At 53.8% G+C, this 19707-nt stretch carries 15 protein-coding genes; 7 read left to right on the forward strand and 8 right to left on the reverse strand.

Going from position 1 to position 19707, the window contains the following annotated elements; genetic code table 11:
- Positions 1 to 163 precede the first annotated feature (163 nt).
- The 5 genes from AB1N33_RS08170 (at position 164) to AB1N33_RS08190 (ending at position 7775) form a co-directional block, all read left to right on the forward strand.
- The gene (locus tag AB1N33_RS08170; protein WP_411271054.1) at positions 164 to 1915 is read left to right on the forward strand and encodes an ABC transporter transmembrane domain-containing protein; all 1752 of its coding nucleotides are present in this window, start codon (positions 164 to 166) and stop codon (positions 1913 to 1915) included.
- Between the two features lie 152 nt (positions 1916 to 2067).
- Positions 2068 to 3081: an efflux RND transporter periplasmic adaptor subunit gene (locus tag AB1N33_RS08175; RefSeq protein WP_411271152.1), complete on the forward strand. Its 1014-nt coding sequence runs from the start codon at positions 2068 to 2070 to the stop codon at positions 3079 to 3081.
- Entirely contained in the window at positions 3074 to 6184 is a 3111-nt protein-coding gene (locus AB1N33_RS08180) for an efflux RND transporter permease subunit (protein ID WP_411271055.1), read from the forward strand. The genes AB1N33_RS08175 and AB1N33_RS08180 overlap by 8 nt, the downstream gene beginning before the upstream one ends.
- A 17-nt stretch (positions 6185 to 6201) precedes the next feature.
- A complete protein-coding gene (locus AB1N33_RS08185) occupies positions 6202 to 6399 on the forward strand; it encodes a hypothetical protein (RefSeq protein WP_411271056.1) in 198 nt (65 codons plus the stop codon).
- 161 nt (positions 6400 to 6560) lie between these two features.
- Complete coding sequence (locus AB1N33_RS08190) at positions 6561 to 7775, forward strand: diguanylate cyclase (RefSeq protein ID WP_411271057.1); 1215 nt, start codon at positions 6561 to 6563, stop codon at positions 7773 to 7775.
- Positions 7776 to 7780: 5 nt separating this feature from the next.
- Here AB1N33_RS08190 and AB1N33_RS08195 read toward each other — a convergent pair whose 3' ends face one another.
- The 6 genes from AB1N33_RS08195 to ffh form a co-directional block, all read right to left on the reverse strand.
- On the reverse strand, positions 7781 to 8182 hold the full coding sequence (locus AB1N33_RS08195) for a TerB family tellurite resistance protein (protein WP_411271058.1): 402 nt from the start codon (positions 8180 to 8182) through the stop codon (positions 7781 to 7783).
- Between the two features lie 120 nt (positions 8183 to 8302).
- Positions 8303 to 9523, reverse strand: coding sequence for a phosphoenolpyruvate carboxylase (locus tag AB1N33_RS08200; RefSeq protein WP_411271059.1), 1221 nt, complete (start codon positions 9521 to 9523; stop codon positions 8303 to 8305).
- Positions 9520 to 10155, reverse strand: coding sequence for a hypothetical protein (locus AB1N33_RS08205; RefSeq protein WP_411271060.1), 636 nt, complete (start codon positions 10153 to 10155; stop codon positions 9520 to 9522). Before AB1N33_RS08205 ends, AB1N33_RS08200 begins: the two co-directional genes overlap by 4 nt.
- A complete protein-coding gene (locus AB1N33_RS08210; protein ID WP_411271061.1) occupies positions 10152 to 13835 on the reverse strand; it encodes an ATP-binding protein in 3684 nt (1227 codons plus the stop codon). Before AB1N33_RS08210 ends, AB1N33_RS08205 begins: the two co-directional genes overlap by 4 nt.
- An 89-nt stretch (positions 13836 to 13924) precedes the next feature.
- On the reverse strand, positions 13925 to 14827 hold the full coding sequence (locus tag AB1N33_RS08215; RefSeq protein WP_411271062.1) for a WYL domain-containing protein: 903 nt from the start codon (positions 14825 to 14827) through the stop codon (positions 13925 to 13927).
- Between the two features lie 184 nt (positions 14828 to 15011).
- Complete coding sequence (ffh, locus tag AB1N33_RS08220) at positions 15012 to 16391, reverse strand: signal recognition particle protein (protein ID WP_411271063.1); 1380 nt, start codon at positions 16389 to 16391, stop codon at positions 15012 to 15014.
- Positions 16392 to 16627: 236 nt separating this feature from the next.
- Between ffh and AB1N33_RS08225 the strand changes: the two genes are divergently transcribed.
- Both AB1N33_RS08225 and AB1N33_RS08230 read left to right on the forward strand, forming a co-directional pair.
- Complete coding sequence (locus AB1N33_RS08225; RefSeq protein ID WP_411271064.1) at positions 16628 to 17419, forward strand: cytochrome C assembly family protein; 792 nt, start codon at positions 16628 to 16630, stop codon at positions 17417 to 17419.
- A gap of 117 nt (positions 17420 to 17536) precedes the next feature.
- A complete protein-coding gene (locus tag AB1N33_RS08230; protein WP_411271065.1) occupies positions 17537 to 18829 on the forward strand; it encodes an HlyC/CorC family transporter in 1293 nt (430 codons plus the stop codon).
- On the opposite strand, the gene AB1N33_RS08235 is transcribed toward AB1N33_RS08230, so the two are convergent.
- Both AB1N33_RS08235 and sixA read right to left on the reverse strand, forming a co-directional pair.
- A complete protein-coding gene (locus tag AB1N33_RS08235) occupies positions 18826 to 19044 on the reverse strand; it encodes a hypothetical protein (RefSeq protein ID WP_411271066.1) in 219 nt (72 codons plus the stop codon). The two genes, AB1N33_RS08230 and AB1N33_RS08235, sit on opposite strands and share 4 nt — an antisense overlap.
- A gap of 86 nt (positions 19045 to 19130) precedes the next feature.
- Positions 19131 to 19643 (reverse strand): phosphohistidine phosphatase SixA, encoded by a 513-nt coding sequence (sixA, locus tag AB1N33_RS08240; RefSeq protein WP_411271067.1) that lies wholly within the window; start codon positions 19641 to 19643, stop codon positions 19131 to 19133.
- Positions 19644 to 19707: the final 64 nt, after the last annotated feature.

Raw genomic sequence — 19707 nt, forward strand, 5'->3', positions numbered from 1 at the left:
AGTTGAGCCCCTAATGCAAGTAAAAATGGGAATAAAAACCCTGTCTGGCGGCAGGGTACACTGGCGTGCGTCGCGTTTTTTGTCTGACATACCCCAAATGCGCATCCAAAGCCTGTAAAACGCGGTAAGCTTTAAAAATACATCGTACTGTCACGGACTTAGGATGACACCATCTGGCGTTTCTTCCCGCGAGGTTATTCACTGGCTCGCTTCCTACCTGCATCCATACCGGTTGCGGGTTGTTGGCGCTGTTCTGGCGCTGCTTGTTGCTGCCGCATCCTGGCTGGTGCTTGGCCAGGGGATCCGCTATGCCATAGACAGCGGTCTGGTTGAAGGTAACCCGGACATGCTTAACAGTGCGACAGCAATGGTCATTCTTATCAGCGTGGTAGCCTGCGTGGCTACCTATGCCCGCTTTTACCTGATGACCTGGCTGGGCGAACGGATCAGCGCGGACATTCGCCAGCATGTCTTCAGCCACCTGTTGTCGCTACCCCCTTCTTTCTTTTCAAAAATGCGAACCGGTGAAGTTATTTCCCGTTTTACCAGTGATACCGCGGTGTTACAGACCGTCATTGGCATGAGCCTGTCAATGGCCATTCGCGCCACCATCACCTTTATCGGGGCTGTGATACTGATGCTGATTACCAGTCCGTTACTAACCCTGGGTGTTATGCTGGCGGTCCCCGCCCTGCTTATTCCCGTGCGGATCCTGGCACCGCGTGTCCGCCACTATGCCCGCCTGAGCCAGGACCGGGTGGCAGATATTGGTGCCCAGGTTGACCAGTCACTGCATGAAATTACCACCGTACAGGCATTCACTGCGGAACGGGAGGAAGCACAGTTTTTCTCACGACATGTTGAGGCTGCGATGGCGGCAGCGCAGCGCCGTATCCATTACCGGGCGCTGCTGATCGGCGGCATTATGATGTTAAGCCTGGTCGCCGTATCACTGATTGCCTGGCTCGGTGCCCGGCAGGTGTTTGAAGGCAGCATTACGCTGGGTGAGCTATCGGCCTTTTTATTCTATGCCATCATGGCAGGCGGCAGTATTGCCACCGTGAGTGAAGTGATTGGTGAGGTCCAGCGTGGCGTGGGCGCCAGCGAGCGTTTGCTGGAACTACTGGCGGCGCGTTCGCCGCTCAAAGTGGCGGAGCAGCCGCGCACATTGCCAGTCAAAAACACGCCGCCATGTCTGACCTTCCGTGATGTCGGGTTTCATTATGACGATGCACCCTGGTTGTTTGAGCACCTGTCATTACATATTAACAGCGGCGAGACCGTGGCACTGGTAGGCCCCAGTGGCGCAGGCAAGTCCACATTATTTCATCTCCTGATGCGTTTTTATGATGTCCAGCACGGTGAAATCTGTATTGACGACGTCAATATTAAGCAGCTGCCACTGACTGATCTTCGCCGTCACATCGCCATTGTGACTCAGGAGCCGGTGGTGTTTGCCACTACCGTCATGGAAAACATTCGTTATGGTCGCCCTGATGCCAGCGATGATGACGTCAGACGCGCCGCCAAAGCCGCTTTTGCGCATGAATTTATCGATCGGCTCGAACACGGTTTTGATACCCAGTTGGGTGAACGCGGCGTGACGCTTTCAGGAGGACAGCGACAGCGTATCGCGATTGCCCGCGCTATTCTGTCTGATCGTCCCGTGCTATTGCTGGACGAAGCCACCAGCGCCCTTGACGCGATGAGCGAAAAAATGGTCCAGCAGGCGCTAACCACTCTGATGCAGGGGCGCACGACACTGGTTATCGCGCATCGTCTGGCGACCGTACAGCATGCCGATCGGATCATCGTCATGGATAACGGGCACGTTGAAAATATCGGGACACACGACGAACTGCTTGAAAGCGATGCGCTGTACAGAGAGTACGCCGAACTGCAATTGCTCACCTAACCCACTTGTGCTGATATTGCGTACCAATACGTTAATGCCGCATAACTAAAGGCGGTTAAAGCATAAATAGGGCATTAACCCTCGGGTTTTTACAGGACACATAGAAAGCGATGAGTATCGAACTGGCACGTATGGTGCGTCTACTTGGCTGGATGACGTTATTTTTTATTCCTTCTTCGGGCGTGATTGCGCAGTGGGCCGGTGACAACCGGGCCAAACTGGTGGTGACCGAACCCGTGCGCTTTCAGCATGAAGTAAAAAATGTTGAAGCGGTCGGTACGGCCGAGGCTGTGCGCTCGGTAGTATTGTATCCGGCGGTTGCAGACGAAGTGGTCGAGGTAAATTTTGTGCCGGGCCAGGCGGTTGAGGCAGGCCGGATTTTGCTGCGACTGGACGACAGAAAGCAACAGGTTGCCCTGCGCCGCGCTATCCTGCAGCGTGACGACGCCCAGCGCACCTATGACAGATTAAAGGAAAGCCATGCCAAGGGGGCGGTTCCGAAAAGTGAACTGGATGACGCCAGGACCCTGCGCGATCTGGCCGAAGTCGCGGTAGAGGACGCGCGTACCGACTTAGACGATCGTCACCTCAAAGCGCCCTTCGCAGGCGTTGTTGGTCTGACCGACATCGAAGTCGGTGATCGGATTAATGAACAAACCGTTGTCACTACACTGGATAACCGCAGTAAACTCTTTATTAACTTCCGGGCGCCGGAAGCGTCACTCAGTGTGCTGTTGGGGAATCCCACGGTCACGCTCGAACCCTGGACCAATCGCGACACTTCCCTGATCGCGAACATTGCCGAAGTTGACAGCCGTATCAACGAAGCCGACAGAACCCTGCGTGCACGTGCCCTGCTGGATAACAGCAAGGATAACTACCGTCCGGGTATGAGCTTCCGGGTGACATTGTCTGTTGAAGGTGAGCGCTACGCCGCTATTCCTGAAGCGTCATTATTGTGGGGCGCGACCGGCGCTTACATCTGGATGGCGGAAAATGGCAAAGCCAAAAAAGTGGACGTTCAGGTTCACCAGCGCTTGCGCGGCATTATTCTGGTCTCTGGTGATTTAAAAGAAGGGGATACGCTTATCGCCGAAGGGATCCAGCGTCTGAGAAATGGTCAGGCGATCACCACAGAACTGGCGCGGAGCAACGGTAATGAGTGAGTTAAACCCGATGACCAGCGATTTGCCCTCACTGGCAATTCGACGTCCAATACTGATTGTTGTTCTGAACCTGCTTATCGCGATCGCTGGCCTGTCGTCCCTGTACGGGCTTGAAGTCAGGGAACTGCCTGATGTCGACCGCCCCACTGTTACTGTGACCGCCAATTATCCCGGAGCGTCGCCAGAAACCGTCGATGCCGAGGTGACCAGTCGCCTGGAAGGCGCCGTTGCCCGGGTCAGTGGTGTGGAGAATATTTCTGCGCAAAGTGAAGAGAACTCCGCGCGGGTACGGGTAAGATTTCGTCCGGGTATTAACCTTGAAGATGCAGCTAACGAAACTCGGGAATCTGTCAGCCGGGTTCAGCGTCAGTTACCGGAAGACGTCGAGCAGCTTGCCATTATTCGTGCCGATAATGACGCCCAGGCCGTCGTCAGTCTTGCCGTTTCCAGTGAGACACTGGATATGGAAACCCTGACCGAACGGGTCGAAACCGACCTTGCCCCGCTGTTCCTGAGTATTCCGGGGGTCGCCGATGTCAATCTTCGTGGTGATCGGGCCCGGGTACTGCGTGTCTCTGTTGATCCGCTGCGCCTGACCAGCTTTGGTCTGTCAATGACCGACGTGGCTGCGGCACTCGAGCTTGCTCCGTTTGACGTTCCGGCAGGCAGTATCCAGTCGGCCGACCAGGCACTGATTGTGCGCGCAGATGCGACCTCGGTCAGCGCCGAGGATGTTGAGCGGATTGTTGTCTCAGGCGATATCCGGGTTGGCGACGTCGCGAGCGTCTATTTTGGTCCGGCAGACACCTCCAGCGTGGTTCGTCTGGACGGACGCCCGGTGATTGGCCTTGGCATCATCCGTCAGGCCAGTTCCAACACCATTGAAATCTCTGATGAAGTGCTGGCGATGGTGAAAAACCTCGACAAGCGCTTTACCGACATGGACATCGTGGTAACCGCAGATGACGCGGAGTTTATCCGCGATTCCGTACAGGAAGTGGTGGTATCGCTGAGCCTGACCGTACTGCTGGTGATTTTTACGCTGCTGGTGTTTATTGGCTCCTGGCGCGCTACCATCGTTCCGGCGGTGTCAATACCGGTATCACTGGCTGGCGCGCTGGCGATTATCTGGATGCTGGGCTTCTCGATCAATATCCTTACCCTGCTTGCACTGGTGCTGGCCACCGGCATGATTGTCGATGACGCCATTGTAGTATCTGAAAATATCCAGCGTCGACGCGCAATGGGTCTGGGTGCCCGCGCAGCGGCGGTACTGGGAACCCGGGAAGTGTTTTTCGCCGTGGTCGCGACGACAGCGGTACTGGCGTCTGTGTTTATTCCTATCGCATTCTTACCGTCAACAGCGGGCCGGCTGTTCCGGGAATTTGGCGGTGTGCTGGCCGGAGCGGTAATCATATCGTCCTTTGTCGCGCTGTCACTGGTCCCTGCCCTGACTGCGCGTCTGCCGCTGAAATCTGCCAAAGAACAGAGCAAAACACTATTCTCACGCACCTTTGGCCGCATTGGCATAGTAGCACTGCACGCGTACGAGTCGAGCCTGCGCTGGTCGCTGAAGTACGCCTGGCTGGTATTTGCGCTGTGCCTGGTGGCCGGTGGTGGTGCTTACTTCACCGCGCAGCACATTGATAATGAATTGCTGCCCAGTGAAGACCGCGGAACCATCCGCATTTTTGCCCGGGGCCCTGACGGTGCCGGCATGAATTTTATGGATCGTCAGGCTGAGAAGATGGAAGAGATCCTGATGCCGTATGTAGAAAATGGCACCATTGATTCTATCTACACTGTCGTTGGCCAGTGGGATCCTAATATTGTGTTTATTACTGCACCGCTGGAACACTGGGACGATCGTGATCAGTCTTTGCAGGATGTGGTGTCCGAAATACGCCCGAAACTGCAGTCCATACCCGGCGCGCCAGGTAATGCCTTCGGCGGCAACAGTCTGAACCTGCGTGGACAGGGCGGCGGGCTGGAGCTGGCGCTGACCGGCGATACCTATCCCAACATTTACAATGCAGCGGTAGACTTCGCCCGCGAAATTGAAACCCGCCTGCCAGCGTTGGGGCGTCCCCGCATTGGTTATGAGCCGACACAGCCGCAGATGCGTGTAAACATTGATCGACGCCGTGCAGAAGAACTGGGGGTCCCCCTGAACGACATTTCACGTACCCTGCGTGCGGCCGTCAATGGCTTTGACATTGCTGATCTGAACGTTGGTGACCAGGCAATTCCGATCATGCTGCAGACCAACAACCGCTCTACCAGCAACCCGTCTGACCTGACCAGCCTGTATGTTAAGTCGGTGGACGGCAATCTGGTGCCGTTATCCAGCGTGGCTTACATTACCGAAGAAGGTGTTGCCGCGGAGCTCGAGCGCCAGGCGCAGCGCCGCGCTATCGAGCTTGATATGGAACTGCCGGAAGACGTGGCGCTCAGTGAAGTGGTAGACAGCATCAGAAGTATTGCCGAAGACACGCTGCCCGATGGTATTGGTCTGGTTTTTCTGGGCGAGGCACAAACCTACGAGGAAACCTCACGTCAGGTGATGATGACCTATGTACTGGCATTTGTGATAGTACTTTTGGTGCTGGCCGCACAGTTTGAAAGTGTGAACAGCGCTGTGGTTGTGATGCTGACAGTGCCGTTTGGTATCGCCGCGGCGATTTACGCACTGTTTCTGACCGGCACTTCCATCAATGTTTATTCGCAGATAGGTCTGGTCATGCTGATTGGTCTGCTGGCGAAAAACGCCATCCTGCTGATTGAGTTCGCTGACCAGCTTCGTGATCGTGGTTACAGCGTCTACGACGCCATCATGGAAGCCGGCAAAGTCAGACTGCGCCCCATTATGATGACGCTGGTCTCGACAATTCTTGGCGGATTGCCGCTGATCCTGTCGAGCGGTGCCGGCGCCGAATCACGCAACGCAATTGGCTGGGTTGTGTTTGGTGGCCTGGGCATTGCTGTGGTATTTACGCTTTACCTCACGCCGGTGCTGTACCTCGCACTGGCCCGCTTCACCAAGCCACGAGCCGACGAGGCACAACGTCTCGAGCGTGAGATGGCGGCCGCGCAGCAAGGGTAAACGAGGAGCGCCGCAATTTGCGGCGCTTTTTTATCTCCCTTCAAAAAAACAGCTGTTTCCCGCTGGGCGGTGAGAAACTGCCCGTCACCCCGTTGCTGAAATGGAATTTTCTGGCTTACAGCGAAGAAAAGCTTCGTGAGGCAGAAGCGCGCTGGCGCCAGGGTAATTTCCCCTCGATCCCCGGCGATGATGCCGAATTTATCCCTCTTCCTTAATCACGTACCAATCGGCACACATTACCCGGTTTGCTGAATCTGTATCAAAAAAACCGGCAAGCCGGGGGCGTAATACCATGATTTTTTTGTCTCGGTTGGCTACTGTTTAATCAGGCCGTTTAATCGCGTTTTATCGCGGCACTGCAGACCCGGGGCATTTCATGAACAAACAGGACATCGCACTTATTGAGTCACGTCAGTATCTGACCGTAAGAGATCCGTCGAAATACATGACATGGACATATGTTGTGTCGCTGTCGGTGATCGCGCTGCTGTCGTTTGGTGTGCATTTTATGCTCGACGAAGTGATCCAGCAGCAGGATAAAAGTGGCCATCTGATAAATATCAGCGGTCAACAACGCATGCTGTCGCAACGTGTCAGCCTGTTTACCCTGGAGTACCTGCAAACCGGAAATCCAAAAGCCAGACAGACCGCAGAAGCCGCGCTGACCAGAATGCGTCAGAATAATACGGTGCTGTTGGGCAATCTGACAACGCTGGAAGGAAAAGATCCGCTGCTGTATTCGTCACTGTCTGACCTTTATTATTCACCGCCAATGAACATTCAGATGCACATTGCCCGCTTCACTGCCCTTATTGACGAAGCACTCAGCATTAAAGAAGAAGATTACAACACGCACAACTATTATACCGATGAGTTTGTGCAGTTATCCAAGACCGCGCTGCTTGATGGTTTCAACGAAGTGGTCAAGCTTTATGAGAACGCCAGTAATAACCGCGTTACTGAACTAAAACAGGCACAGCGCATTGTACTTGCCATTATTATCTTAACCATTCTTGCAGAAGCGCTGTTTATCTTCCGGCCTATGGTAAAACGGATCAGCGAATACGCTGCACGTTTGCAGTATGAAGCCAACTATGACGTACTGACTGATCTACTGAACCGCCGCGCTTTCAACGGGGTTGCAACAACGCTGCTGTCCAGTAACCGCAGGTATCAGCATGGTTTGTCACTGGTGCTGTTTGACATCGACCATTTCAAACAGCTCAACGATACGCACGGGCATGATGCAGGAGACAAAGCAATACAGTGGGTTGCCTCCGTGCTGAAAGAGCAGTCGAGAGAAAGTGACTGGGCAGCACGCATTGGTGGTGAGGAATTTGCCTTATTGCTTTCACATACCCACAAATCAGGGGCAAGACAGGCGGCAGAAAAAGTACGCCATTATATTGCATCGCACTCATCTGGCGCACTGTCGGGGATTGCAATCACGGTCAGTGCCGGCATCAGCGAAGCCTCACCAAACGACAGCAGTATAGACGCTGTGATGAAGCGTGCAGACAACGCACTTTATCACGCAAAACATGCCGGCAGAAACTGCGTGTCGGATGACAGCGGCAACCTCACCGGCTGAAAAAGTTATAAGGTCTCCGCTGGATCCCGTGTTCCTGAAACCAGCGCCTTGGCAAGGTATTTGTGTGTTAGCAGGGCCAACAGTTCGGTTTCTTCTTCACTGCGCTCACCATCCACCCCCGTTATCGCCATCGCCACCTCCAGCGCCCTGTCTGCATCAAACAGTAAATCGTCACGCAACGCGCGCAGATAGTCGGTTTCATTGCCGGTATCGAGCGCCTTTCTGGCCTGAAAAATGGCGTCATTGAGGAAGGCTTCCGGACAGATAGGACTTTGCCAGTCGAGTTCAGCGACCAGTGATTCCAGGTAATCCTGTTCTGTCAGCGTGACGGTTTTGTCGACCTGATAAAGCAGCACTGCCATTTTTATCAGCGCCTGATTAAACGACTGTATTGCGGATAACTGCATAGTTACATCCTCTTATTTGCGCGTGGCGCAACAACAAGGTTCCGTCATAAACGGAAACGACATCAGTTGGACTGCGTTACGTCGCCTTGGTTCCTTTTTCCTGCAGCCAATAACACGCCATCAGCGCAAACCCAGTGTCACGTCATTTATGTAGAAGTTACCACTGAAGACGGCATCGGGTTCACCCTCCGCGTCAAGTGCGAAAAATTGTTTATCCGTGTCATTGAGCGACTGATAGCCTCCGATCACCTGATACAGCCAAACCTCAGGATCAAACTCGAGAGACTTGCCGGCATAGTAAGTTAGCGCTGACATAGCCTGACCAGAGTCAATCACATCGCAGAAAAAGTCCTCGACGGCTTTTTGCAACGGATCCTTTTCCAGTGCCACACGTGTCTGTTCGGCTACGTCGATATCCTGCGACTGCGTGCGTTCTTCATCGCGCTGGCTGCGACGGTGCACATGACTGAGTGACGCAACGATTTGCTGATAGTCGGCTTCATGTTCGACACAGTTCACATCAGGCGCAGCGTCCTGTATCAGATTGTCTGCCTGATTGAACAACACGGGAACCCGGCTTAAATTCGCATAGTTACCTGGCGTGAAATCCGGGTGCTGCTCCATATGCAGCAGGAACCCTTTAAGCAGCCGGGTACGGCCCTGAAACTCACGAAACCGTCCCATCAGGTCAAGCAGACGGGCCTGGGCTACCGACAGTTCCTGCGCGGCTTTGGAAAACCGTTGCTGTAGCGACACCACAAGCAGGTGACGCAACTCCCGGTTACTGCCGGCAATTTCGCTAAGCTCGTCAAACCGGAAGCACTCAAGCTGGGACAACAGTTCTGTCACCTGCCCCTGTGCCAGCTCATTTTCACGAATTTTCGCTTCTACCGAGGACACATAGCCAAATTCGTTGTTAATCCGGCTGAACACAACCCGCACGCTGTTCGCCAGCGACTCGGACAACTGATAGACATGCTCGGTCAGATCACTCATAAAGGACGCGGCTTCCGCATAACGGGCGTAATGCAGTGCTTCCTTATAGTGTTCAGTCAGGGTCTTCAGGCTTGCCAGTGCTGCGCCAATATTGGCGCTGATGGTGCGGTTGCGCTCATCCTGCAGGCTGCCCTCAAGCAGCGTGCGCACCGCCCCTTTGAGGCGTAATTCACTGTCCGGATCGGGCCGCCACAGCACGCCTAACTGAACAAGCTGTTCCAGCACCTTGGGACTGTGCTCGTGAGCCACCACGGATCCGTTAATATAAGCTTCCATGATGATCTCGCTGTGACGTCCCAACGCATTGAGCAGCCGGGTTCCGGCCTGGATCAGCGCCTGACTCATAGCAGGCTCCCCTGCTGAATGGCTGCATCAGCCTGTTCCGCTAATGACAGCGACTCCGTTTCATCGATGAAGCGGATCATGTCATAGAGGTGCTCGACCTTACCGGTTGCCAGATAGATTTGCTTGTCCGGATTGGGTTTAATCAGGTAACCCATGTCAGTAAGACGCTTGAATACCTGTTTAAGCTGCCCGTCAAGGTTAACGCTGGTTGATCCGAATAGCCGATAGCGGGAAATTTTTTCCAGTTGTTCCGCGTACGCCGGCGTATCTTCAATAACACTTTGCAGTTCATTCAGACGAATCGCACTGCCCATTGTCACGGGCACATCAGATTCGCTGGCCTGCTGCACAAGCAGTAACCATTCAACCAGTGGCACCAGCCCTGATGTGGTTTCCTGAAACTGCTGTGTCAGTACTTTGCGTTCGTCTTCGGTGATGGTCTGATAGGCCGCAAAAAACACATCGCCCTCGGCCGTGGTTGCCAGCGTGCGGTTGAGCAAATTCAGATGCGGCTCAAGCTGTTGGGCATTACCGGTGGTTTTCAGGTAGCGCCAGCCATCCTCGTCAGTAACCTGACAAATAAACGCGCCTCCCAGCAGTTTACTCAGCACTCTGCCCTGTTCGGTCATCATACGCTTTCCTCCTCGGCCTGACGGCGCGCTTTAATTCGCTCTGCAATGGTACTGGCTTTGGGCTCAACCACCTGCAACTGACGGCTGACCTTGTCTATCAGGTAACGGTTTTCAAACAGCGTCAGCACATCAGATTCAGGATTAGGGAACGCGCCGACCACACTGATATTGTTGTTCTGGCAGGCATCGAAAATCTTCTTCACATTACTCTGGTGCAGCGTGCCAAGCTCATCAATAGGCCAGTGGATGGTCGCGTCCGCCTCGCCTCGCAGCAGGCGGGTAAAGGCCAGCAGGAACTTACACAGGATCAGGTAGGCCATACCATGACTGGATGACTCATTGAGCTGACGGTCAGTTCTGATCACCAGGTCGCTGTTACCCTCACGAAGATGCAGTTCGATATCGAGTAATTTACTGATACCGCCACCGAGTGCAGCGCGGCCAAGAATATCCAGAACCCGGCGCATGCACTGGCCGTACTCATCGTCCGGCAGTTCACGGGCACCCTCCTCCATCCACTGTTCATAGTGTTTGCGGAACGCTTCCAGCTCTGGCCAGAATTCAAGCTCGCTGATGCGGGAACGGATCTTCACCGCCGAATCCGACACCCCGTCGAGGAACAGTTCACCGTCCACTTCCTGGGTAATTCGGCGACTTTGCGCGACAATGCGCTTATCAATGTCGGCCAGCACGAAGTAATACTGGCTGAGATCAGCGCCAAAAATACGGCCCTGCTCACGCAGTCCCTGCAGTTTTTGCGGCACAATCACATTGAGCAGCTGTGCCAGATGCGACACCATACGACGATGATCCATTCCTTTCACGCCATGCGCGTTAATCACGCTGCACTCTTCACGGGCGCGTTCCCAGGTATCTGACAACCCGGTACCTGCCTGGGCTGCGATAAGCTGATCGAACCTTTCAACGTAATTACGGACATCAGACTGCAGCGTGTCACGTTCCTGCAGCAATGCCTGGACCTGGGAAATACGTTGGGCAATGGTTGTGTCATCCGCCGGAGCCACGTCATCGGTCACCGCAGGTAACGCCAGTTTAACCAGCGTCTTAGACAGCGCTGTCACCTGTTCAGCCTGTTCGCTGGCGGTCTTATACTCCGACTCCAGTTTACTTTGCTGCTCGCTGAGCGTTTCCCGTTTGTCTTTGTATTCAGCCTGCTTCTGCGCCAGGTGGCGCTGTGCTTCACTGAACGCTTTACGGGCATCGGCCAGCGCCTTTTGCCAGCTGATTTTTTGCGTAGAAAACACGTTCTGGTACCAGCGCTCATAGTCTGTCACCTTGTGCCGGACCGACTGCGTGCGGGTAATCGACTCCTTGAGCGACTTGATCTGCTTTTTCAGCTGTCCAATCTCATCGACATCCACGCCGCGGTTGTTCAGCTCGTTATCCAGCCAGACATCCATTTCTTTACGTTCAGTCGCCGCGGTATCGCGTGCTTTTTTCATATCGCTGTCGAGCTGACTGATACGTGCGTCCGTGTCTGCAATCAACTGCTGCCAGTGGAAACGGTGCTCAGTCTCCGCCTCGCGCTGCTGATCACGCACCTCATCCCGGTCCAGCTCAAACTGTGCACTCAGCTTTTTCTGTGCCTGACGGTTCGCATCCAGTTTGCTTCTGGCCTTTTGCTTACGCTGAGACAATGCCTGCTGGTATTCACTCAGCAGGCTGTCACGGTCCTGCTGGGCGCGCTTACGCGCAGCTTCCGCACTTTTTACCGCATTGTCTTTCTGGGTAACGACAAGCTCCGCCGCCCGCACGTCTTCATTCGCCTTGGCGAGCTGGGTTTCACACTCATTATGCGCTGCCAGTGCAACCTCCAGCGCTTTTTCCGCATCGGACAGCGCAGCGCGCAGGGCTTTTTCATTGCGCGCGGAGGCGGGTTCCTCTACGCCGTCCAGTTTCAGTGTCATGCCGCACAATGACGTACTGCTGTCTGTCATCTGCGGAGACAGGTCGGTACGTGCTAACAACTCTTCGCGCAGCACCTTACCCAGAGACTGTTCCCAGTTATCAACGTTGGCACGTAAGAACTCCAGCAGCGTACCTTCGCCCGGGTACAGCAGTGCATTAATCTGCTCTGCCTCAGTTTCCTGCTTACGATATGCCGCCCGGGCCTTATCCAGCGCTTCTGACGCTTTTTGGCGCGCCTGTTGCGTCTGGCTGTGGTGTTGCTGGGCTTTGCGCAGCTCGCTGCGCGCCGCGTCTTCTTTGACGGTGGCTTCTTTAATCGCCGCATCCATCAGCTCCAGCTGAGACTGCTCAAATTCGTTATAGCCTGCGTTGCCCTGTGACGCATTCAGCTCCGCCTCGGCAATCTTCAGTTCGCTTAGCTGCGTCTGATGCGACGCCTGAAGTGTTTGCAACTGTTGATTGAAATCATCACGGATGGCCTGCAGTGCATCACGTTCTTTCTGCTGAAGTTCACTGCGTGTGTCGGCGGCTTCCTGACGCGCTGCTGACAGCTGTTCCAGGGTGACGCTCAGGCGTTCGCCAAGCTCAGCAACCCGGCGGTTATAGGCAGATTCGATGTCCTGATGTTTTTCGGTCAGTAACTGATAACGTCCCGACGCAGTCTCTAACTGGTTTTCCCATTGTGGCAGGTTAGCGACATCTTCCTTAAGCTGTTCAATGTCCTGGTCCTGCCATTTTTCAAATTCCCGCTCAACCGCATCCAGCTCTGCCGTGTATTTGTCGACATCGGCCCGGGCTGATGAGACAACCTGATTCAGATGATCGCGGCTGTCCTGCCACTGCGCATCATTTTGCTTGGTTTCAAAGCGCACATCCTCAAGGGCCGTTTTACTGCGCTCAATTTTTGCATTCAGCTGGCTTTTATCCAGTTCAAACTGCTGCTTCAGCCGGGACAGGGTCTGCTCCGTCGTTGTCAGCGCCATATTGGCCTGTTCGAGTTTAGAAAACTGTGGACGGATCGTGTCGAATTGTTTGATGAGATGACATTCGCGGATCCAGTCATCGACCCGCTGGCGACTGAGACTTGATGCCGGCGGCTGTACGCCGTCTTCTTCAAGAATAGCGGCAATCATGGCCTTGATGGTTTCCATCTTGCCTTCTTTCGAGTGCACCGCTTTTGCCAGTTTTTCGATGTGACGGATGTGCTTACCTGGTTCACACAGGCTGAAAATTTTGGCATAGCCCAGCAGTTCGCGGGCGTTGCTGCTCTGATTCAGTACACCCTGATCATTTTGCAGCACGGCACGAAAATCTTTGGTATTTAGCAGACTACTGACCAGCACGTTATTGCGTTTCAGGGCGCGGGCCAGGTCATTACTGGTCACGCTGGCATGCTTGCCGTTTTTCTGCCTGTACAAAAAGTCATCGATATCAAACGGCTTGGCCACCAGACGATAATTGACGCCATTGCCGGTTGAGCTTAATACCGCAAGGCATAACTCACCGTCGGCGCGGGTATATTCGTAAATAATGAAACTGGACTGACGTGGCAGATACCAGCGTTCGAAGCTGTCCCGTGTTGCCGGCACAACCCGGCTCGGGTATTCACCATAAAACACCGGAATAAGGCGTTGCAGGGTGGTCTTTCCTGACGCGTTAGTACCACAGATATTCGTGTGTCCATCCAGTTTGAGCTCAACCACGCCCGGCAGGTGCGTGTCGATTAGGATAATTCGCTTTAATCCAGCCATAGCCATCCTGTTAGTTAATGATTTTCCCGTCTTGCGGGCTTCAGCGCTGCTGTATTGTCAGGCCGAACAGTCAATAGGTTTGCAATGCATCACTTCGCGCTGGCACCCGGTGCCAGGTGAGCATTTTCAATGTCGTTAAGTACGTCCCGGTTTTCCAGCGCCAGCTGACAACCCTGCCCGAGAATACGTGCGCTCTCAGAACAGTCTACCTGCCAGTACCGCAGCAGATACGCCGCGAGGGCGGCGCGCACCGTGACCGTTTTGCGGCCATCTTTCATCGCATAATCCATGTGTACCGCGGCAGGGTTGGTCAGGCCCGGATGCGCAATCAGCTCCAGCGTGACATGGCGTTGCCAGGCACCATCATAATCACTGCACTCAATTTCCCGACGCCCGCTGGCCAGCGCATCAACCCGCACAAACCGGGTACAAACAAAATCACGGAATGTCTGGCTGGCTCGGTCAAACGCTCTCACATGCCAGCGGTGCCCGTTGTTCACAATCGCGTGCGGCACCAGTTCTCTTTCGGTTTCTCCCGATGTCAGACTGACATAGGTGGCCCGTACTGCCATGCCGTTATGAATCGCTCGCATCAGGCTGGCAATAATACTGGCATCGGGGTGTATCAGCCCGACTGCATTCAGACAATGCTCTGACGATACGATCTGCCCCGACAAGCCGTCACCAAAGCCGCGGCTCAGACTATGCAGGATGGTTTCGGGATTATGCACAAACAATGGCGTAAATTCGTCACGCCGAAGGTACTGTTTGGTCGCCTGATCCAGCACCATGTTGTCAGGTGCCAGTTGCCGGTAGAGACTAAAGTCCCGGGTGCCGGCAGCCAGACCGGTCGCGAACCGGTTTATCAGATCCTGACGCGTGACATGACCAAAATACTGCAGGCTGAAATCAATGAATGCCAGGCGTTCACGTTGTGCATGCGGAAGTTCATCAAGTGTCTGTCGAAGAGGAAGGTCCAGCGTGTCTTTCATGGTTTAACAACCGGTTTTCTTATTCTTATATCATCATAATGATGGCATCTTTATGATGATGTCAAGCGTTTCTTTTATGGTGTCCGACAGGAGACTATGAGGGGAAGTAGTACAAGAAAGAAAGCACAAACGGACGCAAACCATGCGCCCGACTGAGCGGGCGCACACGGTAAGCGCTCGACGATTAACGCGGAGGGAACATACCCCCGCCCATGCCGCCGGGAGGCATCATGCCTTTCATCTGGCGCATCATCTTCTTCATGCCACCACCCGACATTTTTTTCATCATTTTCTGCATTTGGGTAAATTGCTTAAGCAGGCGATTGACGTCCTGGATCTGTGTTCCCGAGCCGGCTGCGATACGACGTTTACGCGACCCTTTAATGATATCCGGTCTGGCTCGCTCCGCTGGCGTCATGGAGTTAATAATGGCTTCCATCTGATTGAACTGCTTATCACCCGCCTGTTCTTTAATCTTATCAGCCATCCCGCCCATACCCGGCAGTTTATCCATCAGGCCCATCATGCCGCCCATGTTCTTCATCTGCTCAAGCTGGTCTTTGAAATCCTGCAGATCGAATCCCTTGCCCTTCTGCACTTTCTTCGCCAGTTTTTCCGCTTTGCTGCGGTCAACCTTGCGCTCGACTTCCTCGATCAGGCTGAGTACATCACCCATACCAAGGATACGCGACGCGATGCGCTCTGGATGGAAGGGTTCGAGCGCATCGGTTTTCTCGCCCATACCGATAAACTTAATCGGCTTGCCGGTAATGTGACGTACTGACAATGCGGCGCCGCCTCTGGCGTCACCGTCAGCTTTAGTGAGGATCACCCCGGTCAGCGGCAACGCATCATTGAAGGCTTTTGCTGTATTGGCGGCGTCCTGACCGGTCATGGCGTCAACCACGAACAGTGTTTCAACCGGGTTGATGGCCTGATGCAGCGCCTTAATTTCGCCCATCATGTCTTCATCAACATGCAGTCGACCGGCGGTATCCACCAGCAACACATCACAGAATTGCTTCTTCGCGGCATCAATGGCGCCGTTAACAATGTCAACCGGATCCTGATCGGTGGTGGACGGGTGGAAAACCGCCTCCACTTCACCCGCCAGGGTTTCCAGCTGTTTAATTGCAGCCGGGCGATAGATATCCGCACTGACCACCATGACTTTTTTCTTTTCGCGCTCACGCAGATAACGGGCAAGTTTACCCACACTGGTGGTTTTACCCGCCCCCTGCAGACCCGCCATCAGGACAACCGCCGGAGGCTGTGCAGCCAGGTTCAGCTTTTCATTCGCTTCCCCCATGACCGCCTCAAGCTCAGACTGTACGATTTTAATAAAGACCTGACCTGGCTTCAGACTTTTGCTGACTTCCGCGCCCAGAGCCCGTTCTTTGACCTGAGACACAAACGCCTTGACCACCGGCAGCGCCACATCGGCCTCCAGCAGCGCCATACGCACTTCGCGCAGCGTATCTTTGATGTTGTCTTCGGTCAGACGCCCGCGACCGCTGACGTTGCGAAGGGTCTGGCCGAGACGTTCGGATAAATTCTCAAACATATCGTGAAACTTCTTAATGACGTAAACTGGCAATATTGTAACGTAAATAGCAGGCTGACGTTACCACTCACTGCGGATTAATTTTGCACGCAATAATTACCCGGTTCGTGGCCCGGATTCAGGAATACAGTTGAATTTGTGCCGAACTTCCAGTATCAATAGCGCCTGATATTGGCATCCCGTCCCGCTCGAGTACGATGCATCGGGCCGGCGACTCCACCGTAACAGGAAGGTTAATGGAAACGCTGTTTGCTGTTGTGGCTACCGTTTTTTACGCGCTGGCTTCGATCAGGCTGATTACCCGTCTGGCTCATCAGGACGGGCCGAACATGCCCGTGGCACTGATGCTGGCCATTGTCGGCGTGGCGTTTCACCTCGCATATCTGGTTATCGCGATATTGCAGGCCCCGGGGCAGAATATGAGCGTGACCAACGTATTATCGCTGGTGTCGTGGCTCATCAGCGCCGCGATGGTGATGTCGGTCAGGCTGTTGCCAACCACTGTACTGATGCCTGTGGTGTTTGCATTTACCGCACTGACCGTGCTGGCGGCCTGGCTTGTTCCGGCATCGCATATTATGCACATCGAATTGCACCCAGGTCTGGTGGTGCATATCGCGTTATCCCTGTTTGCGTACTGTGTACTGGTGATAGCCTTTCTGTATGCCCTGCAAATGTCGTTCATTACCCACAAGCTGAAACAGAAAGGAGCGTCGCTGCTGCACTCATCACTCCCCCCGTTAATGCTGGTGGAACAAATTGTATTTAAATTACTGGCCGTCGGTACCGCCCTGTTACTGGTTGCTCAGTTAAGCGGTTTCGCGTTTCTGGACAACATGTTCAGTAAAACCTACGCGCACAAGACAGTGCTGTCTCTGATGGCGCTGGCCGTATTTCTGCTGCTGCTGATTGGACAGCGCCTGTGGGGATGGCGCGGCAAGCAGGTGATTGGTCTGACGGTCATCGGCGTGGTGTTGTTATCGCTGGGTTATTTCGGCAGCCGAGTGGTCAGAGAATTCCTGCTGTAATACCGGCAATAGCGGCGCGATTATCGCGACAATCAAACGCCTAATCCGCAATTTTTTCTTGAATCCGACCGGCCAAATTACTACATTGGTCGGCCAGGCTAATAAAGGAAATCCTAGTTGGACGACATATCAACGAGTACGCTGTTTATCGCGCTCGGCGTACTCATATTACTTTCTGCGTATTTTTCGAGTTCTGAAACCGGGATGATGTCCCTCAACCGGTACCGTCTTAAGCATCTGCAAAATGAAGGGAACCGCGCCGCCCTGCGTGTACAAAAGCTGCTTGACAGGCCTGACCGTCTGATTGGACTGATTCTGATTGGTAATAATCTGGTTAATATTGCGGCGTCCTCAATTGCCACGGTCATTTGTATTCGTTTGTTTGGTGATTACTGGGGCGTTATCGCCACGACGTTTGGTCTGACCCTGGTATTACTGATCTTTGCCGAAGTCACGCCGAAAACACTGGCTGCGCTGTACCCGGAAAAAGTCGCGTTCCCCAGTTCTCTTATCCTGTTACCTCTGCTCACGCTGCTTTATCCTCTGGTGGCGGGGATCAACGCTATCACTAACGGTTTTCTGGCGCTGCTTCGCATCAGCCCGCGCGGTGGCAATGATGATTCACTCAGCCGTGAAGAACTGCGCACCGTGGTGTATGAAGCCGGCACGCTAATACCTAAAAAGCACCAGGATATGCTGGTCGGCATTCTCGACCTTGAGAGTGTAACGGCCGAGGACATCATGGTGCCGCGCACCGAAATCTGGGCAATTGACATCAATGATGACTGGAAGAAAATACAGAAACAGCTGACCAATGCTCAGCACACGCGGGTACTGCTCTACCGTGACAGTATTGATGATGCGGTCGGGTTTGTGCATGTGCGGGACGCATTACGCCTGCTGTCTAAAGATCAGTTCACTAAGGCCAGTCTGCTGCGTGCGGTGCGCGAAATTTACTTCACCCCGGAATCTACCCCCCTGCATACCCTGATGTATAAATTCCAGACCGAAAAGGAGCGCATTGCCCTGGTGGTAGATGAATATGGTGACATCATGGGCCTGGTAACACTTGAGGATATTCTCGAAGAAATCATCGGTGACTTCACCACCAGCATGGTGCCGGACCACAGTAAGGAAGCCCATGTTCAGCAGGATGGCTCCGTTCTGGTTGACGGCAGTGCGAATATTCGCGACCTGAACCGTGAAATGGACTGGCATCTGCCGACTGAAGGCCCAAAAACGCTGAATGGCCTGCTGCTGGAGTACCTTGAAGAAATTCCTGATAACAAGGTGAGTGTGCGTCTGGCCGGCTATCCGTTGGAGATTGTGGATATTTCGGAAAACATGATAAAAACCGTGCGCGTGATGCCCGAATTTTACCAGCCACCTTCTGGTAGCGGGCAGGACTAACGGCTGCCGCTGGTTTTGCTCAACTGCCGCCGGGCAAGCACTTTTGCTTTGGCGGCCGCCACTTTACCTGACAAATCGTTCAGTTTGCCAAGCAGTGCCTGTAGCTCCTCATCGTCATGCAAATCAGACGCTTCCATATGCGATTGCAAGGAACGCCGAAGCAATTCTGGAATGGATTTATCACTCATCGGAATGCCTAACTCTGATCCCGTCATACCCTGTTTTCTCACTAAAAGTTATATCGGTCGTTTTTCAGAGATCTGAAGGTATTTTGACGAGAACGTAGCAACCTGTACGGTCGTTATCCCTGATAATGCGTGAGTAGTCTGCCCTCGCCCCGTTCAGGTGAGTAAGCAACCACGGCTACCGAAGCGGTCGCAAATAAACTGGTGGTGTACGAGTGGCATAAGGTATCAACAAGATAACTGACCAACGGCATATGGCTGACCAGTATCACCTGCTGAATGGGCCGTTTTCTGGTTTGATGCGTGCTCAGCAATGCCTGCAAATAATCGCTGACGTGATTTGGATCGCCGTCGGGCGTAATGTCTTCCAGCACCTCCATTTTGTCGAACTGGATGTCCAGCGACAAACTGTCAAAGGTCTGACGGGTTCGCCGATACGGACTGACCAATGCGAGATCGATGCGGGCAGATTCACAGAAATGCTGCTTTAGCCATTGCGCTGCGTGAGTCACCTGCTCGCGTCCGGCAGCCGTCAGTTGTCTGCTGCGGTCGTCAAATCGCGGCGCTTCAGCCTCGCCGTGCCGCATAATATAAAGCAATATCTCACCGTCGTGACTTTGACCTGACATAACTTAACGCATACTATGAAGTGGTATAGCAGTACGATAACAGAGAGCGTTCTCTTAGCCTAGT

It is taken from the genome of Alteromonas nitratireducens (genome assembly GCF_040812025.1).
GTDB lineage: Bacteria > Pseudomonadota > Gammaproteobacteria > Enterobacterales > Alteromonadaceae > Alteromonas > Alteromonas nitratireducens.

Coding starts and splice junctions, on each gene's coding strand:
- AB1N33_RS08170 (WP_411271054.1), top strand. CDS start 164: ATGACACCATCTGGCGTTTCTTCCCGCGAGGTTATTCACTGGCTCGCT.
- AB1N33_RS08175 (WP_411271152.1), top strand. CDS start 2,068: ATGACGTTATTTTTTATTCCTTCTTCGGGCGTGATTGCGCAGTGGGCC.
- AB1N33_RS08180 (WP_411271055.1), top strand. CDS start 3,074: ATGAGTGAGTTAAACCCGATGACCAGCGATTTGCCCTCACTGGCAATT.
- AB1N33_RS08190 (WP_411271057.1), top strand. CDS start 6,561: ATGAACAAACAGGACATCGCACTTATTGAGTCACGTCAGTATCTGACC.
- AB1N33_RS08195 (WP_411271058.1), bottom strand. CDS start 8,182: ATGCAGTTATCCGCAATACAGTCGTTTAATCAGGCGCTGATAAAAATG.
- AB1N33_RS08200 (WP_411271059.1), bottom strand. CDS start 9,523: ATGAGTCAGGCGCTGATCCAGGCCGGAACCCGGCTGCTCAATGCGTTG.
- AB1N33_RS08205 (WP_411271060.1), bottom strand. CDS start 10,155: ATGATGACCGAACAGGGCAGAGTGCTGAGTAAACTGCTGGGAGGCGCG.
- AB1N33_RS08210 (WP_411271061.1), bottom strand. CDS start 13,835: ATGGCTGGATTAAAGCGAATTATCCTAATCGACACGCACCTGCCGGGC.
- AB1N33_RS08215 (WP_411271062.1), bottom strand. CDS start 14,827: ATGAAAGACACGCTGGACCTTCCTCTTCGACAGACACTTGATGAACTT.
- ffh (WP_411271063.1), bottom strand. CDS start 16,391: ATGTTTGAGAATTTATCCGAACGTCTCGGCCAGACCCTTCGCAACGTC.
- AB1N33_RS08225 (WP_411271064.1), top strand. CDS start 16,628: ATGGAAACGCTGTTTGCTGTTGTGGCTACCGTTTTTTACGCGCTGGCT.
- AB1N33_RS08235 (WP_411271066.1), bottom strand. CDS start 19,044: ATGACGGGATCAGAGTTAGGCATTCCGATGAGTGATAAATCCATTCCA.
- sixA (WP_411271067.1), bottom strand. CDS start 19,643: ATGTCAGGTCAAAGTCACGACGGTGAGATATTGCTTTATATTATGCGG.